Source organism: Sphingopyxis sp. QXT-31, from assembly GCF_001984035.1.
Classification (GTDB): domain Bacteria; phylum Pseudomonadota; class Alphaproteobacteria; order Sphingomonadales; family Sphingomonadaceae; genus Sphingopyxis.
Genome location: NZ_CP019449.1, coordinates 600,081 through 618,145, shown reverse-complemented (window position 1 = coordinate 618,145; position 18,065 = coordinate 600,081). Strand labels below are relative to the sequence as shown.

General features: G+C 67.3%; 18 protein-coding genes and 1 tRNA gene. 8 read left to right on the top strand and 11 right to left on the bottom strand.

Features of this window, described 5'->3' with window-relative positions; genetic code table 11:
* Positions 1-158 precede the first annotated feature (158 nt).
* A complete protein-coding gene (locus BWQ93_RS03115) occupies positions 159-440 on the top strand; it encodes an integration host factor subunit beta (protein ID WP_058806850.1) in 282 nt (93 codons plus the stop codon).
* A gap of 22 nt (positions 441-462) precedes the next feature.
* Here the strand turns inward: BWQ93_RS03115 and BWQ93_RS03110 are convergent, their stop codons facing one another.
* Positions 463-1,230: an ABC transporter permease gene (locus BWQ93_RS03110; RefSeq protein WP_077029236.1), complete on the bottom strand. Its 768-nt coding sequence runs from the start codon at positions 1,228-1,230 to the stop codon at positions 463-465.
* Positions 1,227-2,174, bottom strand: coding sequence for an ABC transporter ATP-binding protein (locus tag BWQ93_RS03105; protein ID WP_077029235.1), 948 nt, complete (start codon positions 2,172-2,174; stop codon positions 1,227-1,229). The genes BWQ93_RS03110 and BWQ93_RS03105 overlap by 4 nt, the downstream gene beginning before the upstream one ends.
* Before the next feature lie 89 nt (positions 2,175-2,263).
* On the opposite strand from BWQ93_RS03105, the gene BWQ93_RS03100 reads away from it, so the two are divergent.
* A tRNA-Leu gene (locus BWQ93_RS03100) sits at positions 2,264-2,349 on the top strand.
* A gap of 18 nt (positions 2,350-2,367) precedes the next feature.
* Here the strand turns inward: BWQ93_RS03100 and BWQ93_RS03095 are convergent.
* On the bottom strand, positions 2,368-3,300 hold the full coding sequence (locus BWQ93_RS03095; protein ID WP_077029234.1) for a GNAT family N-acetyltransferase: 933 nt from the start codon (positions 3,298-3,300) through the stop codon (positions 2,368-2,370).
* A gap of 88 nt (positions 3,301-3,388) precedes the next feature.
* Between BWQ93_RS03095 and BWQ93_RS03090 the strand changes: the two genes are divergently transcribed.
* From BWQ93_RS03090 to BWQ93_RS03080, 3 genes are all read left to right on the top strand, one after another.
* Complete coding sequence (locus BWQ93_RS03090) at positions 3,389-4,894, top strand: ABC transporter substrate-binding protein (protein WP_077029233.1); 1,506 nt, start codon at positions 3,389-3,391, stop codon at positions 4,892-4,894.
* 44 nt (positions 4,895-4,938) lie between these two features.
* Entirely contained in the window at positions 4,939-5,361 is a 423-nt protein-coding gene (locus BWQ93_RS03085) for a DUF4112 domain-containing protein (RefSeq protein ID WP_077029232.1), read from the top strand.
* A 66-nt stretch (positions 5,362-5,427) separates the two neighbouring features.
* Complete coding sequence (locus BWQ93_RS03080; protein WP_077029231.1) at positions 5,428-7,545, top strand: prolyl oligopeptidase family serine peptidase; 2,118 nt, start codon at positions 5,428-5,430, stop codon at positions 7,543-7,545.
* Between the two features lie 51 nt (positions 7,546-7,596).
* Here the strand turns inward: BWQ93_RS03080 and BWQ93_RS03075 are convergent, their stop codons facing one another.
* On the bottom strand, positions 7,597-8,961 hold the full coding sequence (locus BWQ93_RS03075) for a HAMP domain-containing histidine kinase (protein WP_077029230.1): 1,365 nt from the start codon (positions 8,959-8,961) through the stop codon (positions 7,597-7,599).
* Complete coding sequence (locus BWQ93_RS03070) at positions 8,958-9,635, bottom strand: response regulator transcription factor (RefSeq protein ID WP_077029229.1); 678 nt, start codon at positions 9,633-9,635, stop codon at positions 8,958-8,960. The genes BWQ93_RS03075 and BWQ93_RS03070 overlap by 4 nt, the downstream gene beginning before the upstream one ends.
* A gap of 159 nt (positions 9,636-9,794) precedes the next feature.
* On the opposite strand from BWQ93_RS03070, the gene BWQ93_RS03065 reads away from it, so the two are divergent.
* The 3 genes from BWQ93_RS03065 to BWQ93_RS03055 are packed head-to-tail and all read left to right on the top strand — an operon-like array spanning position 9,795 to position 12,467.
* Positions 9,795-10,532: an HAD family hydrolase gene (locus BWQ93_RS03065; RefSeq protein WP_083720573.1), complete on the top strand. Its 738-nt coding sequence runs from the start codon at positions 9,795-9,797 to the stop codon at positions 10,530-10,532.
* A 4-nt stretch (positions 10,533-10,536) separates the two neighbouring features.
* Positions 10,537-11,691, top strand: coding sequence for a hypothetical protein (locus BWQ93_RS03060; protein WP_077029228.1), 1,155 nt, complete (start codon positions 10,537-10,539; stop codon positions 11,689-11,691).
* Positions 11,691-12,467: an FkbM family methyltransferase gene (locus tag BWQ93_RS03055; protein ID WP_077029227.1), complete on the top strand. Its 777-nt coding sequence runs from the start codon at positions 11,691-11,693 to the stop codon at positions 12,465-12,467. The genes BWQ93_RS03060 and BWQ93_RS03055 overlap by 1 nt, the downstream gene beginning before the upstream one ends.
* A 24-nt stretch (positions 12,468-12,491) precedes the next feature.
* On the opposite strand, the gene BWQ93_RS03050 is transcribed toward BWQ93_RS03055, so the two are convergent.
* The 6 genes from BWQ93_RS03050 to kdpC all read right to left on the bottom strand — a co-directional run bounded on the left by BWQ93_RS03050 (position 12,492) and on the right by kdpC (position 18,062).
* Entirely contained in the window at positions 12,492-13,310 is an 819-nt protein-coding gene (locus BWQ93_RS03050; protein WP_077029226.1) for a TorF family putative porin, read from the bottom strand.
* A gap of 145 nt (positions 13,311-13,455) precedes the next feature.
* The gene (locus tag BWQ93_RS03045) at positions 13,456-13,749 is read right to left on the bottom strand and encodes a hypothetical protein (RefSeq protein ID WP_077029225.1); all 294 of its coding nucleotides are present in this window, start codon (positions 13,747-13,749) and stop codon (positions 13,456-13,458) included.
* Positions 13,750-13,847: 98 nt separating this feature from the next.
* Positions 13,848-14,003, bottom strand: a complete 156-nt coding sequence (locus BWQ93_RS20645) for a hypothetical protein (RefSeq protein ID WP_156878115.1) — start codon at positions 14,001-14,003, stop codon at positions 13,848-13,850.
* A 92-nt stretch (positions 14,004-14,095) separates the two neighbouring features.
* Positions 14,096-14,809, bottom strand: a complete 714-nt coding sequence (locus BWQ93_RS03040) for a response regulator (protein ID WP_077029224.1) — start codon at positions 14,807-14,809, stop codon at positions 14,096-14,098.
* Positions 14,806-17,475 (bottom strand): sensor histidine kinase, encoded by a 2,670-nt coding sequence (locus BWQ93_RS03035; protein WP_077029223.1) that lies wholly within the window; start codon positions 17,473-17,475, stop codon positions 14,806-14,808. The genes BWQ93_RS03040 and BWQ93_RS03035 overlap by 4 nt, the downstream gene beginning before the upstream one ends.
* Positions 17,472-18,062 carry a potassium-transporting ATPase subunit KdpC gene (gene kdpC, locus BWQ93_RS03030; protein ID WP_077029222.1) on the bottom strand — a complete coding sequence of 197 codons (591 nt, stop codon included), beginning with the start codon at positions 18,060-18,062 and terminating at the stop codon, positions 17,472-17,474. Before kdpC ends, BWQ93_RS03035 begins: the two co-directional genes overlap by 4 nt.
* Positions 18,063-18,065 lie beyond the last annotated feature (3 nt).

Here is an 18,065-nt window from a genome sequence, read left to right as displayed (position 1 = left end):
CGGATGCGTCCGGCGGGCCTTTTGATTCCGCGATATATTTTGCGCCCCTGCTGATTCATGTTAGTCTCCGCGTTGCGTTGGGAGGGGTCTCACGCAAGGGGCCGGCAACGACCGGTAGCCTGCATCGTAAAGATGCGCGTCAACGATAGGGGAAGCTGATGATCCGGTCGGAACTGGTTCAAAAGATCGCTAGCGAAAACAGCGATTTACGCCTCGAAGAGGTGGAAAAGATCGTCGATGTTTTCTTCGATTCCATCGTGGACCAGCTCGCGTCGGGCGGCCGCGTCGAACTGCGCGGCTTCGGCGCCTTTTCGACCCGCAGCCGCGACTCGCGCACCGGCCGCAACCCGCGCACCGGCGCAGCGGTCGACGTGCAGGCGAAGAGCGTGCCCTATTTCAAGCCCGGCAAGGAAATGCGCGAGCGGCTCAACGGCAGCTGACGCCGGCCGTATGAGGCCCGGCTCAGTTCTTGAGCCGGTAGCCCGTCCGGAACATCCAGAAGATCACGCCGAGGCACAGCGTCAGGAACAACGCGACCGCGCCCATGCTGACCTCGATGCCGACATCGCCCCGCCCGAAGAAGGTCCAGCGGAACCCGCTGATCAAATAGACGACGGGGTTGAACAGCGTCACCGTCCGCCACGCCGCGGGCAGCATGTCGAGCGAATAGAAGGCGCCGCCGAGGAAGGTCAGCGGATAGACGACGAGCAGCGGGATCACCTGCAACTGCTCGAAGCTCTGCGCCCAGATGCCGATGATGAAGCCGAACAGGCAGAAGGTCACCGCCATCAGGATCATGAAGGCGACCATCCACAGGGGGTGCGCGACCTGGACGTCGACGAACAGATGCGCGGTCGCAAAGATGATCGCGCCGATGATCACCGACTTGGTCGCCGCGGCGCCGACATAGGCGATCACGGTCTCGAGCGGCGACAGCGGCGCCGACAGCATCTCGTAGATCGTGCCCGTCCATTTGGGCATGTAGATGCCGAAACTGGCGTTGCTGATACTCTCGGTGAACATCGTCAGCATCATCAGCCCCGGCACGATGAACGCGCCATAGGGGACGTTGCCGACCTCGGTCATGCGGCTGCCGATCGCCGATCCGAAGACGACGAAATAGAGCGCCGTGGTGATCACCGGCAGCGCCAGGCTGGTCCAGAAGGTGCGCCCGAAGCGCGCCAGTTCAAACATGTAGATCGCGCGCACGCCGCGCCAGTTCGCGGTCATGCGGCTTCTCCCTTTGCGTTGTTGCTGTCGTGGACGAGCCCCACGAAAATATCCTCGAGCGAGCTCTGCCGCGTGTGCAGGTCCTTGAACGCGACCCCGATGTCGGTCATCCGGCGCAGCAGCGAGGGAACGCCCGTCGCCTCGGCGCGGCTGTCGAATTCATAGACCAGCTCGTTGCCGTCGCCCGCCAGCTGGAGCTTCCACTGCGCCAGTTCCTCGGGGATCGCCGCCAGCGGCTCGGCGAGGTTGAGCGTCAGGGTCTTGCGCCCCAGCTTCTTGATCAGCTCGTCCTTCTGCTCGACGAGGATCAGCCGGCCGCCGGTGATCACCCCGACACGGTCGGCCATTTCCTCGGCCTCCTCGATATAGTGGGTGGTGAGGATGATGGTCACCCCGCGCTCGCGAAGCCCGCGCACCATGTTCCACATGTCGCGGCGCAGCTCGACGTCGACCCCGGCGGTCGGCTCGTCGAGGAAGAGGATCTCGGGTTCGTGGCTCAATGCCTTGGCGATCATCACGCGGCGCTTCATCCCGCCCGACAGCTCCATGATCTTGGCGTCGCGCTTGTCCCATAGCGTCAGGTCGCGCAGCAATTGTTCGATGAAGGCGGGGTCGCGCGGCTTGCCGAACAGCCCGCGCGAGAAGCTGACCGTGGTCAGCACGGTCTCGAACGCGTCGGTGTGCAATTCCTGCGGTACCAGCCCGATCATCGCGCGCGCCGCGCGATAGTCGCGCTGGTGATCGTGCCCCGCGACCGTCACGGTTCCCATGCTGGGCGTCACGATGCCGCAGACGATGCTGATCAATGTCGTCTTGCCCGCGCCATTGGGGCCGAGCAGCGCAAAAATCTCGCCCTTGTTGATGGTGAGGTCGACGGACGACAGCGCGGTATGGCCGCCCTTGTACGTCTTGCCGAGTCCGGCGATGGTGAGGACAGCTTCCATCCGGCCCCTCTAGCCGGTCCGCCCGAGGCGGTGAAGCGGCAAAGATCGCTTGACCTCTCCGCGCGCCTCGGCTTGACCGGCGAGGCTGGGCGGACGTGGCGAAATCGGTAGACGCAGCAGACTTAAAATCTGCCGGCCTCGTGTCATGCGGGTTCAAGTCCCGCCGTCCGCACCAGCAACAATGCCATGCGCCTCAGCGCCGGAGCAAGGCCTTCACCCGCGCGCGCAGCCCCAGCTGGTCGAGCCACGCCTTGCCCTGCGCTGCCGCCGCATCGACGCCCCGCATCACCGCCAGCGCCGCGCGATTGCGGAGCGTCCGGCGCAGCACCAGCACATCGGCGCAGGCGATCGATTCGCGGCCGGCCTGCGCCTTGTGGGCGCCATCGCCCTCCGTGAAGTCGAAGGCGCGGAAACGCCCTTCGGCAAAGAGCGCGCGCATCGCTTCGACATGGAGCACCGTGCCCGGCGACAGCTCGGCGAAATCGGGATCGTAGCCGAGATGCGCATAGACCAGGATGTCGCGCGCGACCGGCAGGTAGAGATAGGCGATCGCCCGGTCGCCGACGAACAGCAGGAAGGCACGAACATCGCCCGCGTCCGCTGCCGCGGCCGCCGCGGCGATATCGGCCTCGCCGTTCGGCAGCCCCGCCTGCATCCGCCGCGCCTGATAGGTGCGTTCCGACAGCGGGGCCGCCAGCGCCATGAAGGTACGGATTTCAGCGGGGCTGCGATAGCCGCGCACCGTAAAGCCGCCCTCGATCTGCGCGGCCAGCTTCCGCCCCTTGCGCGACAGCGTCGAGCGCGTCTTCGACGAAAAGCCCTGCCACCAGTCGTCGAAGCTCCGCCCGTCCATCGCGATATAGTGGCGCGGATAGTGCTGGCGCACCGCCACCAGCCAGCCGTCCAGCTCCGCCGCCACTTCGGGCAGCCGCGCGGCGGGGAGCGAGCGGAGCAGCCAGCCGTCATGCCCCGCGGGCGGCATCGCGGCCGGCGCCCCGGCGAGCACGGCGTCGAGGTCGTGCGCCACGACGCGCAGCCGCCGCCGGACATGGCCGAGCGTCCGGCCGCCGATGTCGATACGCAGCGCGACGACCTCGCCGTCCTTTTCCTCGCCCTCGCCGTGCATATCCTCGCCAAATACCCCCGGAGCCCTATTCCCGTTTCGCAGCACTTGGTTATGATTGGCTTAGTGGGTGCAGCGAAAAAGGCGCGGAATGACGGCAGCAGGCAGATATGGACGCATCGCGGCGGCAACCGCGGCGGTGGCGAGCCTGGCGTTGCCGCTGTCGGGCTGCGGGCTGTTCGGTGCGCGCGGCCCGGTGACGATCGCCGCGATCGGCACCCTCAACGGCAGCGTCAGCCCCGTGGGCGGCGAGCTCAACGCCGCCAATGCCGCGCTGCTCGACGCCAGCTCGCAGGGCCTCGTCAGCTACGACGGCGAGGCGCAGATCGACGTCGGGCTCGCCGAGCGCTGGACGGTGACCGGCGATGGGCGCAGCTATATCTTCCGCATCCGCGAGGCCAAATGGGCGAACGGGCGCAAGGTCACCGCGGGCGACGTCGCCGCGATCCTGCGTTCTTATCTCGGCCCCGGCAGCCGCCACCCGCTGCGCGGCGATTTTCCGGAGATCGAGGCGATCCGCGCGATGACCGACACGGTCATCGAAATCCGCCTATCGGTCGCGCAGCCGGGCATGCTCGAATTGCTCGCGCAGCCGTCGATGGCGATCGTCAACCGCGGCAACGGCTGGGGACCGATGCGCGCCAAACGCGTCGGCAAGGCGATGCTGCTCACGCCGGTCGCCGACCCGCTGGCCGAGGATCCCGAAGCCGCCGAGGCGGCCGCGGCCGATCCCGCGGCATCGATCGAACTCGTCGGCACCTCGGCCCCAAAAGCGCTCGCGCGCTTCAAGAACGGCTATGCCGACGGCGTCATCGGCGGCCGCTTCTCCACCCTGCCCTATTTCGCCGCGTCGAACATCGGGCGCTCGCGGCTTGTGGTCGATCCGGTCCCCGGGCTCTTCGGGCTGAGCTTCGTCAACACCGACGGCTTTATCGGCATCCAGGCCAATCGCGAGGCGCTGTCGCGCGCGATCCGCCGCGACCGGCTGATCGCTGCCTTCGGTCTTCAGGAATGGCAGCCGCAGCTGACCCTGCGCCCCGACCTCTACACACGCGACGTCGGCCCGGCGCCCCTGCTCCCCGCCTGGGCCGACTATGACGACCAATCGCGCCTTGCGCAGGCGAAGCGCGCCGTCGATGCCTGGCGCGAGGGGGGTCACATCGTCGAACCGCTGCGCATTGCGGTGCCCGACTCGCCCGGCGGCCGCATCCTCTATGCCTATGTCGCCGCCGACTTCGCCCGCATCGGCATGCCCAGCCGCCGCGTCGGCATGACCGCAACCGCGGACTTGCGGCTGATCGACGAGCTGATGCCCAATGACGATGCCCTTTGGGGTCTGCGCCGCCTGTCGTGCCGCGCCGACACCATGTGCCACCGCGACGCGCAGGAGAAAATCGACGAGGCAGTAGCGGCGATCAGCGCCGCCGAACGCGCGCGGCTGATCGGCGAGGCCGAGGAGCTGCTCGCGGGCTATTCGCCCTTCATCCCGATCGCCACCCCGCTGCGCTGGTCGGTCGCGTCGCAGCGGCTGACCGGGCTGCGCGCCAACGGCCGGGCGCAGCACCCCTTGAATCACATGATTGCCCTACCCAACTAATACAGTGGCGCTCAAGATCGGGCGCTGATTGAAAGGACCCAAGGATGGCCCCTTCGACCCCCGATACCGACGCGATCTTCGACGCGTTGATCCAGAATCGCCGCGATCCCGCCGCCCTGCGCAAGCGCGTCGAGACGCTCGAGATCATCCTCGAGCGCAGCTTCGTGATCCCCGGCATCAACCGCCCCGTCGGTCTCGACGCGATCGTCGGCCTCGTGCCCGTCGTCGGCGACGTCATCGCCGCGGCGATGGGCGCGTATCTGATCTGGGAGGCCCGCAACCTCGGCATGCCGAAGTGGAAGATCTGGCGGATGATCGGCAACCTCGGCGTCGATACGACGCTGGGCGCGATCCCGCTCGTCGGCGACGCCTTCGACCTGTTCTTCCGTTCGAACACGCGCAACCTCAAGATCATCAAGAAGCACCTCGACAAACATCATCCGGGCACGATGATCATCGACCAATAGCGGCGCTTCCCTCCGGCCGTCCGGTGGTGCTAACACAGCAGCATCGGACGATTTTCGGAGAACCAGATGATCCGCGCTACCCTCGCCGCGCTCGCCCTCGGCTGTTCCTTCGCAACCCTCGCCGTCGCCGCCGAGACCGAGGAGAAGGACCCCTATCTCTGGCTCGAGGAGATCGAGGGCAAGAAGGCGCTCGACTGGGTGAAGGCGGAGAATGCCGAAACCGACAAGCTGATCCTCGGTCGCCCCGGCTTCGAGGCCGACCGCAAGCGCGCGCGCACCATCCTCGACGACGACCGCCAGATCGCGATGCCCGGCGAGGTGATGGGCGAGACGATCACCAATTTCTGGCGCGACGGCGCCAATCCGCGCGGGCTGTGGCGCCAGAGCTCCCTCGCCGCCTATCTCGCAGGCAAGCCCGAGTGGAAGACGCTGATCGACGTCGATGCGCTCGGCAAGGCCGAGAAGCAGAGCTGGGTGTGGCACGGCGCCGACTGCCTTGCGCCCGAATACAAGCGTTGCCTCGTCTCGCTGAGCCCCGGCGGTACCGACGCCGATATCGTCCGCGAATGGGACCGTACGACCGGGACCTTCGTCGATGGCGGCTTCGCGCTGCCGCTCGCCAAGAGCAGCGTGACGTGGGAGGATGCCGACAATCTGCTCGTCGCGACCGATTTCGGCGCGGGCAGCATGACGACGTCGGGCTACCCGCGCATCGTCAAGCGCTGGAAGCGTGGCACGCCGCTGTCGGCGGCCGAGACCTTGGTCGAAGGCGAGACCGCCGACGTCGGCATGGGGGTCGGCGCCGAGATGGACGGCGACACGCGCTGGCCGATCATCAGCCGCAACAAGAGCTTCTACACCACCGACTTCTACCTCCCCAAACCCTATGAGGGCGGCGAATATACGACGACGATCATTCCCGAGACCGCCGAATTGCGCGCGGTGATCGACGGTCAGGCGATCGTCTTCCTCAACGATGCCTATGCCGACTTCCCCGCGGGGTCACTGATCGCGATGCCGCTGCTCGAAATGGCGCGGAACGACCAGGTGCCGATCATCCCTGTGATGACGCCCTCGGCGTCGCAAGCGATCGAGAATGTTGCGGCGGGCGACGACGTCCTCTGGGTCAAGGCGCTCGACGATGTCGAGGGCAAGCTGTTCGCGCTGCGCCGCGACCAGCCTTATGGCCGCTGGAGCCAGAAGGAGGTGCCGCTCGCCGAAAATGCCACGGTGCAGATCGCCGGGGTGATCGGCAAGACCAACCAGCTACCGGCGACCGCCGAGACGATGCTGCAGCCGCCGACGCTCTATGCTCTGGGCGAGACGGGCGCGCCGCAGACGATCCAGAGCCTGCCCGCGGTGTTCGACGCGAAGGACATGAGTGTCGAGAAGCGCTTCGCAACCTCGAAGGACGGGACGAAAATCCCCTATTTCCTGGCGCGCAAGAAGGGCACGACCGGACCGGTCCCGGCGCTGGTCCACGCCTATGGCGGGTTCAAGGCGGCGCAGACGCCGGGTTACCTGACCGGCCAGCCTTATCGCGCCGGGCCATTGGGGCTCTTCTGGGTCGAGGACGGCAACGCCTATGTCCTCGCCAACATCCGCGGCGGCGGCGAATATGGGCCGGCGTGGCATCAGGCCGCACTCTACGAGAAGCGCCAGAACAGCTTCGACGACCTGCACGCGGTCGCCGAGGATCTCGTCGCGACCGGGGTCAGCCCCAAGGGCAAGATCGCGATCTCGGGCCGCTCGAACGGCGGCGTCTTGGTCGGCGCGGCGATGGAGCAGCGCCCCGACCTTTATGGCGCGGTGATCTCGGGCTCGCCGCTCAAGGACATGAAACGCTATACCAAATTGCTCGCGGGCGCATCGTGGATGGACGAATATGGCGACCCCGACGATCCGGCCGACTGGGCGTATATCTCGAAATATTCGCCGTACCAGAATCTGAAGAAGGGCGTGAAATATCCGCCGATCTTCCTCTACCTCTCGACCAAGGACGACCGCGTCCACCCCGGCCACGCGCGCAAATTCGCGGCGCGGCTGAAGGAATATAAGAACAAAGTCTACTACCACGAATATCTGGAGGGCGGGCATTCGGTCGGCGCCGACCATGCCGAGGATGCCGTGCGCGCGGCGATGCTGCATGCGTTTTTGCTGCGGGAATTGGTGGAGAAGAAGTAGGGGGCAGGGTGCTCTCTCCCCTTCAGGGGAGAGAGCTTAACAGCTCAACCCTCAAAAAACGACCACCACCTTCGTCCCCGGCTCGGCATCGCCGATCTCGAGCATCCCCTTGTGCAGCGCCACGATCGCCGCGACCAGCGCGAGCCCCAGCCCCGTCCCCGGCGCCCCCGCGGTTTCGGGCACGCGGAAGAAGCGCTCCTTCACCCGCTTGCGATAGGCGGGCGCGATGCCGGGGCCGCTGTCGGCGATCTCGATGCGGATGCGGCCGCCCTTCGTGCTCGCCGCGACCAGGATGCGCCCGCCCTCGCCCGCATATTTGACCGCATTGTCGAGCAGGTTCGACACCGCCTGGAAGATCAGATTGCGGTCGCCCTCCATCTCCAGCCCGTCGGCGATCGCGCTTTCCAGCAGCTGCCCATGCGCCTCGACGTCGGGGCTGTGCAGCTCGATCGCATCGGCGAGCAGCGCGGTCAGGTCGACGCGCGCGAAGCCCGCGAAATGCCGTCCGCTCTCGATCCTTGCGATGCGCAGCAGCGCGTCGAAGATCGCCTGCAGCCGCGCGGCCTCGGCGATCGCCTGTTCGGTCAGCCGCTCGCGCTCTTTCGCGCCCTTCGCCATGCGCAGTTCGTCGAGGTCGGCGTGCAGCCGTGCGAGCGGCGTGCGCAGTTCGTGCGCGACATTGTCCGACACGCGCCGCACCGACTCGACCGATTCCTCGATGCGCCCGAGCATCAGGTTGAGCGTGTCGGCGAGTTCGTCGAAATCGTCGCCGGTGCCGCTGAGCGGGATGCGCTCGGTCATGCTGCCCGCCATCACGCGCCGCGCAGTGCGCGTCACCGCATCGATACGGCGCCCGACTGCGGCGCCCATCGCGAAACTCCCGCCGATCGCGAGCAAGGCACCGATGAGCACCAGCCACGCCGAACTCACCGCGAAGAGTTCGTCGCGGTCGTCGATATCCTCGACGTCGCGCCCGACGATCAGCCGCGCGCCATCGCCCAGCCGACGCTCGACGACGAGCGCCTCATAGTCGATCTCCTCGCCGCTGGCGTAAAGATCGGCTTCGATCAGCCGCCAGCCGCGCACCGCCTCGTCGGGCCAGCTCGGCAGGTTGCTGCTCAGCGTGTTGCCGTTCGCGTCAACCAGCGCATGGAAGGCGTGGCGATGCCCCGGGGTTCGCTGGCGCGCATCAAGCGCGGCGATCAGCGCGCCGCGGCCCTCGTCGCCATCGACCGACGCCAGCTTGTTCGCTTCGGCCACCACCGCATCGGCCTCGCGCAGCAGCGGCTGATAGACCCCGATCCAATAGGCGGCTCCAAACAGCGCGAGCATCGAGGTCAGGAACAGCGCCACGTAAATCAGCCCGAGCCGAAAGGTCAGGCTGCGCGCCATCCGCCGCCATCGCGGCGCGCTCATCCGCCAGCTCGCATCATATAACCGGTGCCGCGCACGGTGTGGATCAGCGTCGTATCATAGCCCTTGTCAACCTTCTGCCGCAGCCGGCTGACATGCTGGTCGATGATGTTGGTCTGCGGGTCGAAATGATAGTCCCACACATGTTCGAGCAGCATCGAGCGCGTCACCACGCGCCCCTCGTTCTGCGCCAGATAGACGAGGATGCGGAACTCCCGCGCGGTGAGGTCGATGGGCTTGCCCTGCCGCTTCACCTGCTGGCCGAGCAGGTCGATGTCGAGGTCGCCGACCGACAGCCTGGTCTCGGCGACGATCGCGGGGCCGCGGCGCGCGAGCACATCGACGCGCGCGAGCAGCTCGGACATGGCGAAGGGCTTGGTGAGATAATCGTCGCCGCCCGCTCGCAGCCCCGCAACGCGCTCATCGACTTCGCCAAGCGCGCTCAGGAACAGGATGGGAGTGGCATCGCCCGTCGCGCGGATCGTCCGGACGATCGTCAGCCCGTCGACCTGCGGCAGCATGCGGTCGACGATAATCAGGTCGAACGTATCGGCGGCGGCACGCAGCAGCCCGGCGCGGCCGTCGCTTTCTTGCGTGACGACATGCCCCGCGGCCTTCAGCCCCTTGCCGATATGCTCCGCGACGCGGGCGTCGTCCTCGATCACCAGGATTTGCATGCCTTCCCTTAGGCAAGCCGCGCGCCGCCCGCCACCGCCGCGAACATTTGATTTTCGACATGTTCGGTCTCGGCCGGCAAACATGGCCAAAATCAAATCTTTGCGCCACCCGCCCGTTAAGCCCGCCCGCCATGGCCCTGCCCAGCAAAGGAGCAGCTCATGGGTCGGGCACAAATCATTATCGCGGCGACGCCGCAACCGGACGTCGCGCGAGCGAAGATCCGGCTATCGATCTTCGACCTCGACCGCACGCTCAGCATCCTGCCGACCTACACTCCTTTCCTCTTCTTCGCGGCGCGGACGCGCGCGCCGTGGCGGCTGCTGCTCGTGCCGCTGCTGCTGCCGTTGGCCCTGCTCTATGCGCTGAAGCTGCTCCCGCGCTGCCGGATGAAGCAGGCGATGCATTGGGTCGCCTTGGGTAGCGCGCTGCCCGAACGCGAGGCCGCGCGGCTCGCCGACCGTTTCGCGAAGCATCTGGTCGAACGCGGCCTCTATCGCGAAGGCTTGGCGCTGATCGAGGCTGAGCGCGCCGCCGAGCGCCGCGTGATACTCGCGACCGCCGCCCCCCATTTCTACACCGCCGCGCTCGCACGCCGGCTGGGCATCGCGGATGTCGTCGCGACAGCCTCGTCGTGGAAGGATGGCCGCCTGATTCCCGCCATTGACGGCAAAAATTGCTACGGAGCCGACAAATGCGCGATGGTCCAAGCCTTCATGGCGCGCGCGGGCATCGCGCGCGCGGACGCGCATATCCGCTTCTATTCGGACCATGCGTCCGACCTGCCGCTCTTCGAGCTTAGCGACGAACCCGTCGCCGTGAACCCCTCGCCCAAATTGGCGAGCATCGCCGCCGCGCGCGGCTGGCCGCTGCTCGACTGGCGCCAGACAAAGGCCTGACCCCATGCGTATCGGTTTCCTCTTCAACCACAGCGCCGGCCATCAGGTCGCGCATTCACTCCCCGTCGCGCTCGCGCTGCGCCGCCTGTCGAACCGCGCCGACATCCGCATCCTCGTGTCGCAGGGCAGCGAGGCCGAGGTGACGCGAATGCTCGACCGCGAGGCCGGTCCGCGCCCCGATATCGTGCGCCTGGCGCCGCCCGCGCCCCTTGCGCGCGCCGCCAAGCGCGCCACCGGCGGCGCGGTCCCCGCCGACACGCTGTCGGTGCTGCGCCGCAACCTCGACCATTTCCGCGACCTCGACGCGCTCGTCGTGCCCGAAAAGACCTCGCTGCTGCTCAAGACGCATTTCGGGCTCGACAATCTGAAGCTCATCCACACGCGCCACGGCGCGGGCGACCGCGCGATCGGTTTCGACAAGGCGAGCGGGAAGTTCGACCTGGTGCTGATGTCGGGCGCGAAGATCCGCGACCGGCTGTCGGACGCCGGGCTGCTGCGTCAGGACGGCCATGCGATCGTCGGTTACCCAAAGTTCGACCTGCCGCCGCGCAGCCCGCGCCCGCGCCTCTTCCCCAATGACCGCCCGACCGTCCTCTATAACCCGCACCCCTCGCCCGCGCTGTCGAGCTGGTACAGCATGGGGCCGCAGATCCTCGACTGGTTCGCGAAGAGCGACGAATATAATCTCATCTTCGCGCCGCACGTCATGCTGTTCCAGAAGAAGCTCACCGCCTCGCTGTCGCCCTTCGCCCTCGGCTGGAACCGCCTGCCCGACGTCCGCCACTACGACCTCGACCATATGCTGATCGACACCGGCAGCGCGGCAAGCGTCGACATGACCTATACCGACGCCGCCGACATCTATCTCGGCGACGCGAGCAGCCAGATCTACGAGTTTATCCGCCGCCCGCGCCCCTGCGTCTTCCTCAACCCGCGCGGCCACGCCTGGCGCGGCGACGCCGACTTCGCGCATTGGCAGGCGGGCCCGGTGGTCGAGACTTTCGACGATTTCGAGGCGGCGTTCGAAGAGGTGCCGATGCTCGATCCCGCCGACCGCCAGCGCCAGCGCGACCTCTTCGCCTACAGCTTCGACCTCGACGCGCGCCCCTCGTCCGAACGCGCCGCCGCAGCTATCCTCGACTATATGGGCCGCGCCTGATGACCGGCCTCGCCGCCCCCTCGCCGCTCGGCGCCTTCGTCGAATATGGCCTCATCAAGACGCTCGCCAAATGGCGCGCCCGCGCGCTGTCGGCGCTGCGCCCGGTCAGCGACCGCCCGGTGCAAACGCGCTACGGTGTGACGATGCACGCCAACTGGCGCGACCGGACTTTCCAATATTGCTATCATGGCACCTACGGCCCGGTGCTCGCCGACTATCTCGCGAAGTGGCAGCAGCCCTTCGCCTTCGTCGATATCGGCGCCAACCAAGGCCTCTACAGCCTGATCGCCGCGCAGAACCCGCAATGCGCCGCGGTGACGGCGTTCGAACCCGTCGCCGCGACCTTCGCGCGCCTGACCCGCAATATCGCGGCCAATGCCGGCGCGGCGAAAGTGGCCGCCATCGACGCCGCCATCTCACGCGAACCCGGCAGCGCGACGATCGCCACCGACGGCGCCCACAGCGGCACCGCGAGCCTGCGCCACGCCGACGCTAAGGGCGAGACGATCCGCATCCTCGGCGCCGCCGAATTCGACCTGCTGATCGACGCGCGCTTGCCGCTGGTCGTGAAGATCGACGTCGAGGGGCATGAGGAGGCGGTGATCGACGTGCTGATGGCCTCCACGCATCTCCCGCGCATCGCCGCGATCTTCTACGAGGTCGACCGCCGCTGGACCGACGCCGCCGTCATCGAGGCGCAGCTCCGCGCCGCGGGTTTCGCGCGCTTCACCCGCTATGGCTTCGGGCGCCACTACGACATGCTCGCAGAGCGATGAGGCGCGGCGCCCGGAAACCCCAAGTTAGAAAGCGGCCGTAACGCTCGCCACCACCGCCGCGTCGGCGATTGAGCCCGTTCCGTCGCCGCCCTTGCTGAAATTGGGCTGCAGCCGCGCCGCCTCGGCCCTGCCGATATCGGTATCGACGTAGGAAAGGTTCAGCGTCAGGTTGCGCCAGTTGGCATCCACACCCAGCGACCAGTCCCAATAGCGGCCCGTCGGCGCGACGCTGGTGCCGTTGGGGCCGAGCCCTGGATTGCCGTCCGAATAGCCGATATGCGCCTTCGCGGTCAGCGACGTACCCGCAATGGCCAGCGCGCCGTCGCCCCATAAGTAGAGATTGTCGTCCTTCTGCCCGCGGCTGTTCGGCGCCGCCGACACATTGGCGAGCGCCTGCTGCTTGGGCGCATAGGCGACGCCCGCGGTCAGCGTCGCGGGGCCGGTGGTGCCGGTCAGCTTGACATAAGGCTCGGCGAAATCCGATTCATCGGCGCCGCCCGGATACATGTACCAGACCAGCCCGACGTCGAGCGTGGCATTATCGGCCACGGGCAGCTTGTAGCCGCCGATCAGGTCGAGTTCCATATTGGCGCCGCCGAAGGTGCCCCAGCCGGCGAGGCTCGAACCCCACGCACCGGCGTAGAGGCCGCTCTCGTGCGTCAGGGTGATCCCGCCCTGTACCGCCATCTCCATGTCCGACTGCGACACGCCGCGGAAACGATAATCCGAAGCGATCGTCGCCGATCCCGCGACGGTGACGACCGGCTTTTCTTCCTCCTGCGCCAAGGCGGCGGCAGGCATCAGGGCGGCCGTGAAAAGCGCGGCGGGAAGGATATGTTTCATCTTGTCCTCTTGGGTCTCGCCCCGCCGGAATGGCCCGGGCTCATGAGGCGGCCCCACTAGATCGGGCGCGTGTTGGAAATCGAGAGGAGCCGGTGCGCGATCGCATAGTGTTTTTCCTATGCGCCGCGGGTCGGCCGGGAGCTGCTTACCAGCCGTGATCGCGGTAGTTCGGCGCGTCGGCGATCGTGTCCGGCAGCCGCCGCCAGCGCTCGGACACCTCGACCGTTTCCCAGAGCCCCGGGCCGACGAACAGCAGCGCGCTCCCGGCGCTGCCGCAGAGGAATATGATCGCCGCGAGCAGCATCATGGTCGGTGAATGATCGCGCGGCGGAGCGGCGAGCGCGAGCTGGTGAAGCCGCGCCGCGAACCACCAGCCGATGGCGAGCACCGCGATCCCGCCTGCGCGCAGGCCGATATTGAAGGAAAGACTTTGTTTCATGAAAGGCCTCCGAAGGAGGTGCTTCACCTACGCATCGCCGCATAAAGGTTCGAGAGCGGCAAATCGCAGGCGGCATTGAGATTGCATATGATCGGAAGCTAGCCCGCAGGACCGGCGACATAGGCGATCACCGCGACGATCGCGCACATATAGACCGTCAGCAGCAAGGGGCCTTGCGCGCCCAGCCAGTCGACGATGCGGTCCCATAGGCGCCGGTCTCCGGCGGCGCGGCTTTCGATATCATGTCCGGTCATGCCGTTCATCTAGGCGCGGCCGCCGTTGGATTTCGAGAGCGAGCGGCCGGCATTTCCATAGCAATTGCATAGGATCGCCGGGCCGCACCCGCTCAATGCCCCGCTTCGCCGCCCTCGCTGGCCACGCGCAGCCGGTAGCCGATCCCGAGTTCGTTGGTGATGATCTGCGGTTGCTGCGGATCGGTTTCGAGCTTTTGGCGCAGCGTCCGGATCAGCACGCGCAGATATTCGATATGATGTTCATGCTCGCGCGGCCACACCTCGGCCATGATCTGTTTGTGCGTGATGACGCGGCCCGGAAAGCGCGCGAGCTGCGCCAGCACGCCATATTCCTTGGGGGTCAGATGCACCTCCTTGCCGGCTTTGGTCACGGTGTGCGCGACAAGGTCCATCGTCACGTCACCGACCGCGAGGGTAAGATTGCCGCCGTCGCGCGTCAGCCGGTTGCGCAGCGCGACGCGCACGCGCGCCAGCAGTTCGTCGGTGTCGAAGGGCTTGGTCAGATAATCGTCGGCGCCGAGGTCGAGCGCCGCGACCTTCTCCTCGGTCGCGTCGCGCGCCGATACGACGATCAGCGTCGTTCCCGACTGCTGCTTGAACAGCGGCACGAGTTCCAGCCCGTCGCGGTCGGGCAGGCCCAGGTCGAGCAGGGTGATGTCGGGGCGCTCCGCGTGCAGCTTCTCGCTCGCCTCCCGCGCATTCTCCGCCTCGACGATCGCATAGTCGGCGCGTTCCAGCGCCGCGCGGATCAGGCGGCGGATATGGAGTTCGTCGTCGACGACGAGCACCTTGTGACGCAGCTTCATGGGATATCCTTGTCGGTCAGATTCGTGATGATCAGCGCTTCGGGGATGCGGATCGTGAAGCAGGCGCCGTGCGGTTCCGCATTGTTGCTCGCCGCAACCGTCAATCCCATCGCCTCGGCAAAGCCCTTGACGATCGCAAGGCCCAGCCCCGTGCCATGTTTGGCCCGGTCGCTGCCCTCGAGCCGGGTAAAGGTCTCGAAGACGCGCTTTTCGTTGCCCGGCGCGATGCCCGGCCCCTGATCGATCACCGACAGTTCGATCGCATCGGCGGTGCGGCGCGCGCGGATGGTGATCGGCGTCGCCGCATCGGCGTAGCGGCCGGCATTGTCGAGCAGGTTGATCAGGCAATGGTGCAGCAGCACGGGATCGACGCGAACGAGCGGGATGTTCGGCGAGATATCGACCTTGACCTCATGCCCCGCGAGCGATGCGCGCGTGTCGTGCGCGGCGCTCGCGGCGGCGTCGAACAGGTCGGTCGCCTCGACCTTCATCGGCAGCGCGCCGGCCTCGACGCGCACCATGTCGAGCAGGTTCGAGACGAAGCGGTTGAGCCGCCGCGCCTCGGCCTCGATCGTTTCGGCGAGGTCGGGCGAGGGATGGCGCTGCATTTCCTGCGCCGCCGACAGGATCGTGGTGAGCGGCGTGCGCAGATCGTGGCTGACCGACGAGAGCAACGCCGAGCGCAGCCGGTCGCGTTCGTCGACCTGCCGTGCGCGAAGCGACGCTTCCTCGAGCTCCATCCGGTCGAGTGCGATCGACGCCTGGTCGAGCAGGCTCATGAGCAGCGGCACCTGGTCCGAGCGCACCGGCTCGCGCGCATCGTCGCGGGTCAGCCCGAGCACGCCGAGCACCCCGCGCGTCGTGCGCAGCGAGTGGAAGAGCCAGTCCGAGGCGGTGAGCGTCGCCGATCCGCGCCCCGCGGGCTGCGCATTGTCCATCGCCCATTGCGCCGCCGCGCGCTCGATCTGTTCGAGCCGGTCCTCGGGCGGCACCGCGGCGCGCAGTGTCGGGCCGTCGGCCGAGGGCAGCAGGATGACCGTGCGCACGTCGAGCAGGCGCCCGACCTCGGCGCAGATCGCCTGCATCAGCGCATCCTGGTCGGGCGCGGCGGTGAGGAGGCGCGAGAAGCTGGCGAGCGCGGCATTCTGGCGCGCGCTCGATTGCGCCAAGTCCGCCTGCGCCCGCACGCGCGCGGCGAACTGGCTCGTCACGATCGCGACGCCGAGCAGCACGAGGATGCTGATGACATTCTCGGGGTTGTTGACGGTCAGCGTGCCGGTCGGCGGCAGGAAAAAGAAATTATAGGCGAGGCTCGACGCGAGCCCCGCGAACAGCCCGGCGCGCAGGCCGAAAGTCGCTGCGGCGAACATCACGGGCACGAGATAGAGCAGCGAGATATTGCCCAGATCGATGACCTCGATCAGCATCCGCCCGAGCGCGGTCATCGCCGCAACCATCGCGAGCGACCAGACATAGTCCGAGGGCTTGCCCCAGCGCCCGGGAACGGCGATCGCGCGGCGCCCGGCCGCCTTCGCCTCGGGCTCGCCCGGCAGGACGTGCACCGCGACATCGTCGATCGTGCGCACCAGCTGGTCGACGACCGAGCCGTGGCGCATCTCGAACCACCAGGGGCGCGCCGACTTGCCGATCACGATCTGCGTCGCGCGCGCGTCCCGGGCGAAGGCCTGCAAGCCTTCGACGACGCTCGCCGCGGGCACCGTCGCGGTCGAGGCGCCGAGCCGCGAAGCGAGCGCCAGCGTATCGGCGAGCTGCTTGCGGTCGTCGTCGGTCAGCGACTGGCTGCGCCGCGTCTCGATATAAACTGCGGTCCAGGGCGCGCGCAGCGCGTCGGCGAGGCGCTTGCCCGCGCGGACGAGTTCGGCGGCGACGGGAAGTTCGCTGACCGCGACGACGATCCGCTCTCCGACCGCGAAGCTGCCCGCGAGCGCGTGGCTGCGGACATGGTCGAGCATCTGCGCATCGACCGCCTGCGCCGCACGCCGCAGCGCAAGCTCGCGCAGCGCGGTCAGGTTCGATTTGGAGAAGAAATGGGTGAGCGCGCGCGTCGCTTCCTGCGGGATATAGACTTTCCCCTCGCGCAGCCGCTCGATCAGCTCGTCGGGGGGAATATCGACGACCTCGATCTCGGCCTGTTCGAGAATCGAGTCGGGCACGGTCTCGCGCACGCGGACGCGGGTGAAGGACGCGACGACGTCGTTCAGGCTTTCGACGTGCTGGATATTGATCGTCGAATAGACGTCGATGCCGGCACCCAGCAGTTCCTCGACGTCCTGATAGCGTTTGGGGTGGCGGCTGCCGGGGGCATTGGTGTGCGCAAGCTCGTCGACGAGTACAAGTTCCGGCCGCCGTTCGAGGATCGCGTCGATGTCCATCTCGCCGAGGCTGTGGCCCTGATGCTCGACGTCGCGGCGAGGAACGATCTCGTGGCCGTGGACCAGCGCCTCGGTCTCGCGCCGCCCGTGCGTTTCGACCACGCCGATGACGACATCGACCCCGGCCTCGCGCCGGTGGCGTCCGTCGGTCAGCATCTCCCACGTTTTGCCGACGCCGGGCGCGGCGCCGAGAAACACCTTGAGACGGCCGCGACCTTCCTGCGCCGCTTGGCGCAGGAAGGCCTCCGGAGATGGTCGATCGCTCTCTGTCACGCGGCGGGTTTAGCCCCAAAGGCATCGAGTCGTCGATTGAGCTCGAACACATTGACGCGCGGTTCGCCGAGGAAGCCTAAGAGCGGCGTCTCGACGCTCCGTTCGACCAGCCCACGGACCGCCGCCGGATCGAGCCCGCGCGCCTTGGCGACGCGGTCGACCTGATAGAAAGCGGCCTCGGGCGTGATGTCGGGGTCGAGCCCCGAACCCGACGCCGTCACCAGATCGGCGGGCACCGCCTTGCCGGGCACGGCTGCCTTCAATCTTTCGACGTCCCCCTTCACGCGGTCGACGAGGACCTGCGACGTCGGGCCGAGGTTAGACCCCGAGGAGGCGAGCCCGTCGTAACCGTCGCCGGCCGCCGAGGGGCGTGTGTTGAAATAGCGTTCGGAGACGATGGCCTGCCCGACGACGGCCGAGCCGATGACCTTGCCGTTCTCGCGCACGAGGCTGCCGTTTGCCTGCCCCGGGAAGAGCGCCTGTCCGACGCCGGTCATGGCGAGCGGATAGGCGATCCCGAGGAGGAGCGCGAAGAGCAACGTCATGACGAGCGCCGGACGCAGCGAAGAGATAAGATCCTTGTTCATATC

Coding starts and splice junctions, on each gene's coding strand:
- BWQ93_RS03075 (WP_077029230.1), bottom strand. CDS start 8,961: ATGAGCGCGCCGCGATGGCGGCGGATGGCGCGCAGCCTGACCTTTCGG.
- BWQ93_RS03045 (WP_077029225.1), bottom strand. CDS start 13,749: ATGAAACAAAGTCTTTCCTTCAATATCGGCCTGCGCGCAGGCGGGATC.
- BWQ93_RS03065 (WP_083720573.1), top strand. CDS start 9,795: ATGGGTCGGGCACAAATCATTATCGCGGCGACGCCGCAACCGGACGTC.
- BWQ93_RS03050 (WP_077029226.1), bottom strand. CDS start 13,310: ATGAAACATATCCTTCCCGCCGCGCTTTTCACGGCCGCCCTGATGCCT.
- BWQ93_RS03095 (WP_077029234.1), bottom strand. CDS start 3,300: ATGCACGGCGAGGGCGAGGAAAAGGACGGCGAGGTCGTCGCGCTGCGT.
- BWQ93_RS03055 (WP_077029227.1), top strand. CDS start 11,691: ATGACCGGCCTCGCCGCCCCCTCGCCGCTCGGCGCCTTCGTCGAATAT.
- BWQ93_RS03070 (WP_077029229.1), bottom strand. CDS start 9,635: ATGCAAATCCTGGTGATCGAGGACGACGCCCGCGTCGCGGAGCATATC.
- BWQ93_RS20645 (WP_156878115.1), bottom strand. CDS start 14,003: ATGACCGGACATGATATCGAAAGCCGCGCCGCCGGAGACCGGCGCCTA.
- BWQ93_RS03085 (WP_077029232.1), top strand. CDS start 4,939: ATGGCCCCTTCGACCCCCGATACCGACGCGATCTTCGACGCGTTGATC.
- BWQ93_RS03040 (WP_077029224.1), bottom strand. CDS start 14,809: ATGAAGCTGCGTCACAAGGTGCTCGTCGTCGACGACGAACTCCATATC.
- kdpC (WP_077029222.1), bottom strand. CDS start 18,062: ATGAACAAGGATCTTATCTCTTCGCTGCGTCCGGCGCTCGTCATGACG.
- BWQ93_RS03105 (WP_077029235.1), bottom strand. CDS start 2,174: ATGGAAGCTGTCCTCACCATCGCCGGACTCGGCAAGACGTACAAGGGC.
- BWQ93_RS03090 (WP_077029233.1), top strand. CDS start 3,389: ATGACGGCAGCAGGCAGATATGGACGCATCGCGGCGGCAACCGCGGCG.
- BWQ93_RS03115 (WP_058806850.1), top strand. CDS start 159: ATGATCCGGTCGGAACTGGTTCAAAAGATCGCTAGCGAAAACAGCGAT.
- BWQ93_RS03080 (WP_077029231.1), top strand. CDS start 5,428: ATGATCCGCGCTACCCTCGCCGCGCTCGCCCTCGGCTGTTCCTTCGCA.
- BWQ93_RS03060 (WP_077029228.1), top strand. CDS start 10,537: ATGCGTATCGGTTTCCTCTTCAACCACAGCGCCGGCCATCAGGTCGCG.
- BWQ93_RS03110 (WP_077029236.1), bottom strand. CDS start 1,230: ATGACCGCGAACTGGCGCGGCGTGCGCGCGATCTACATGTTTGAACTG.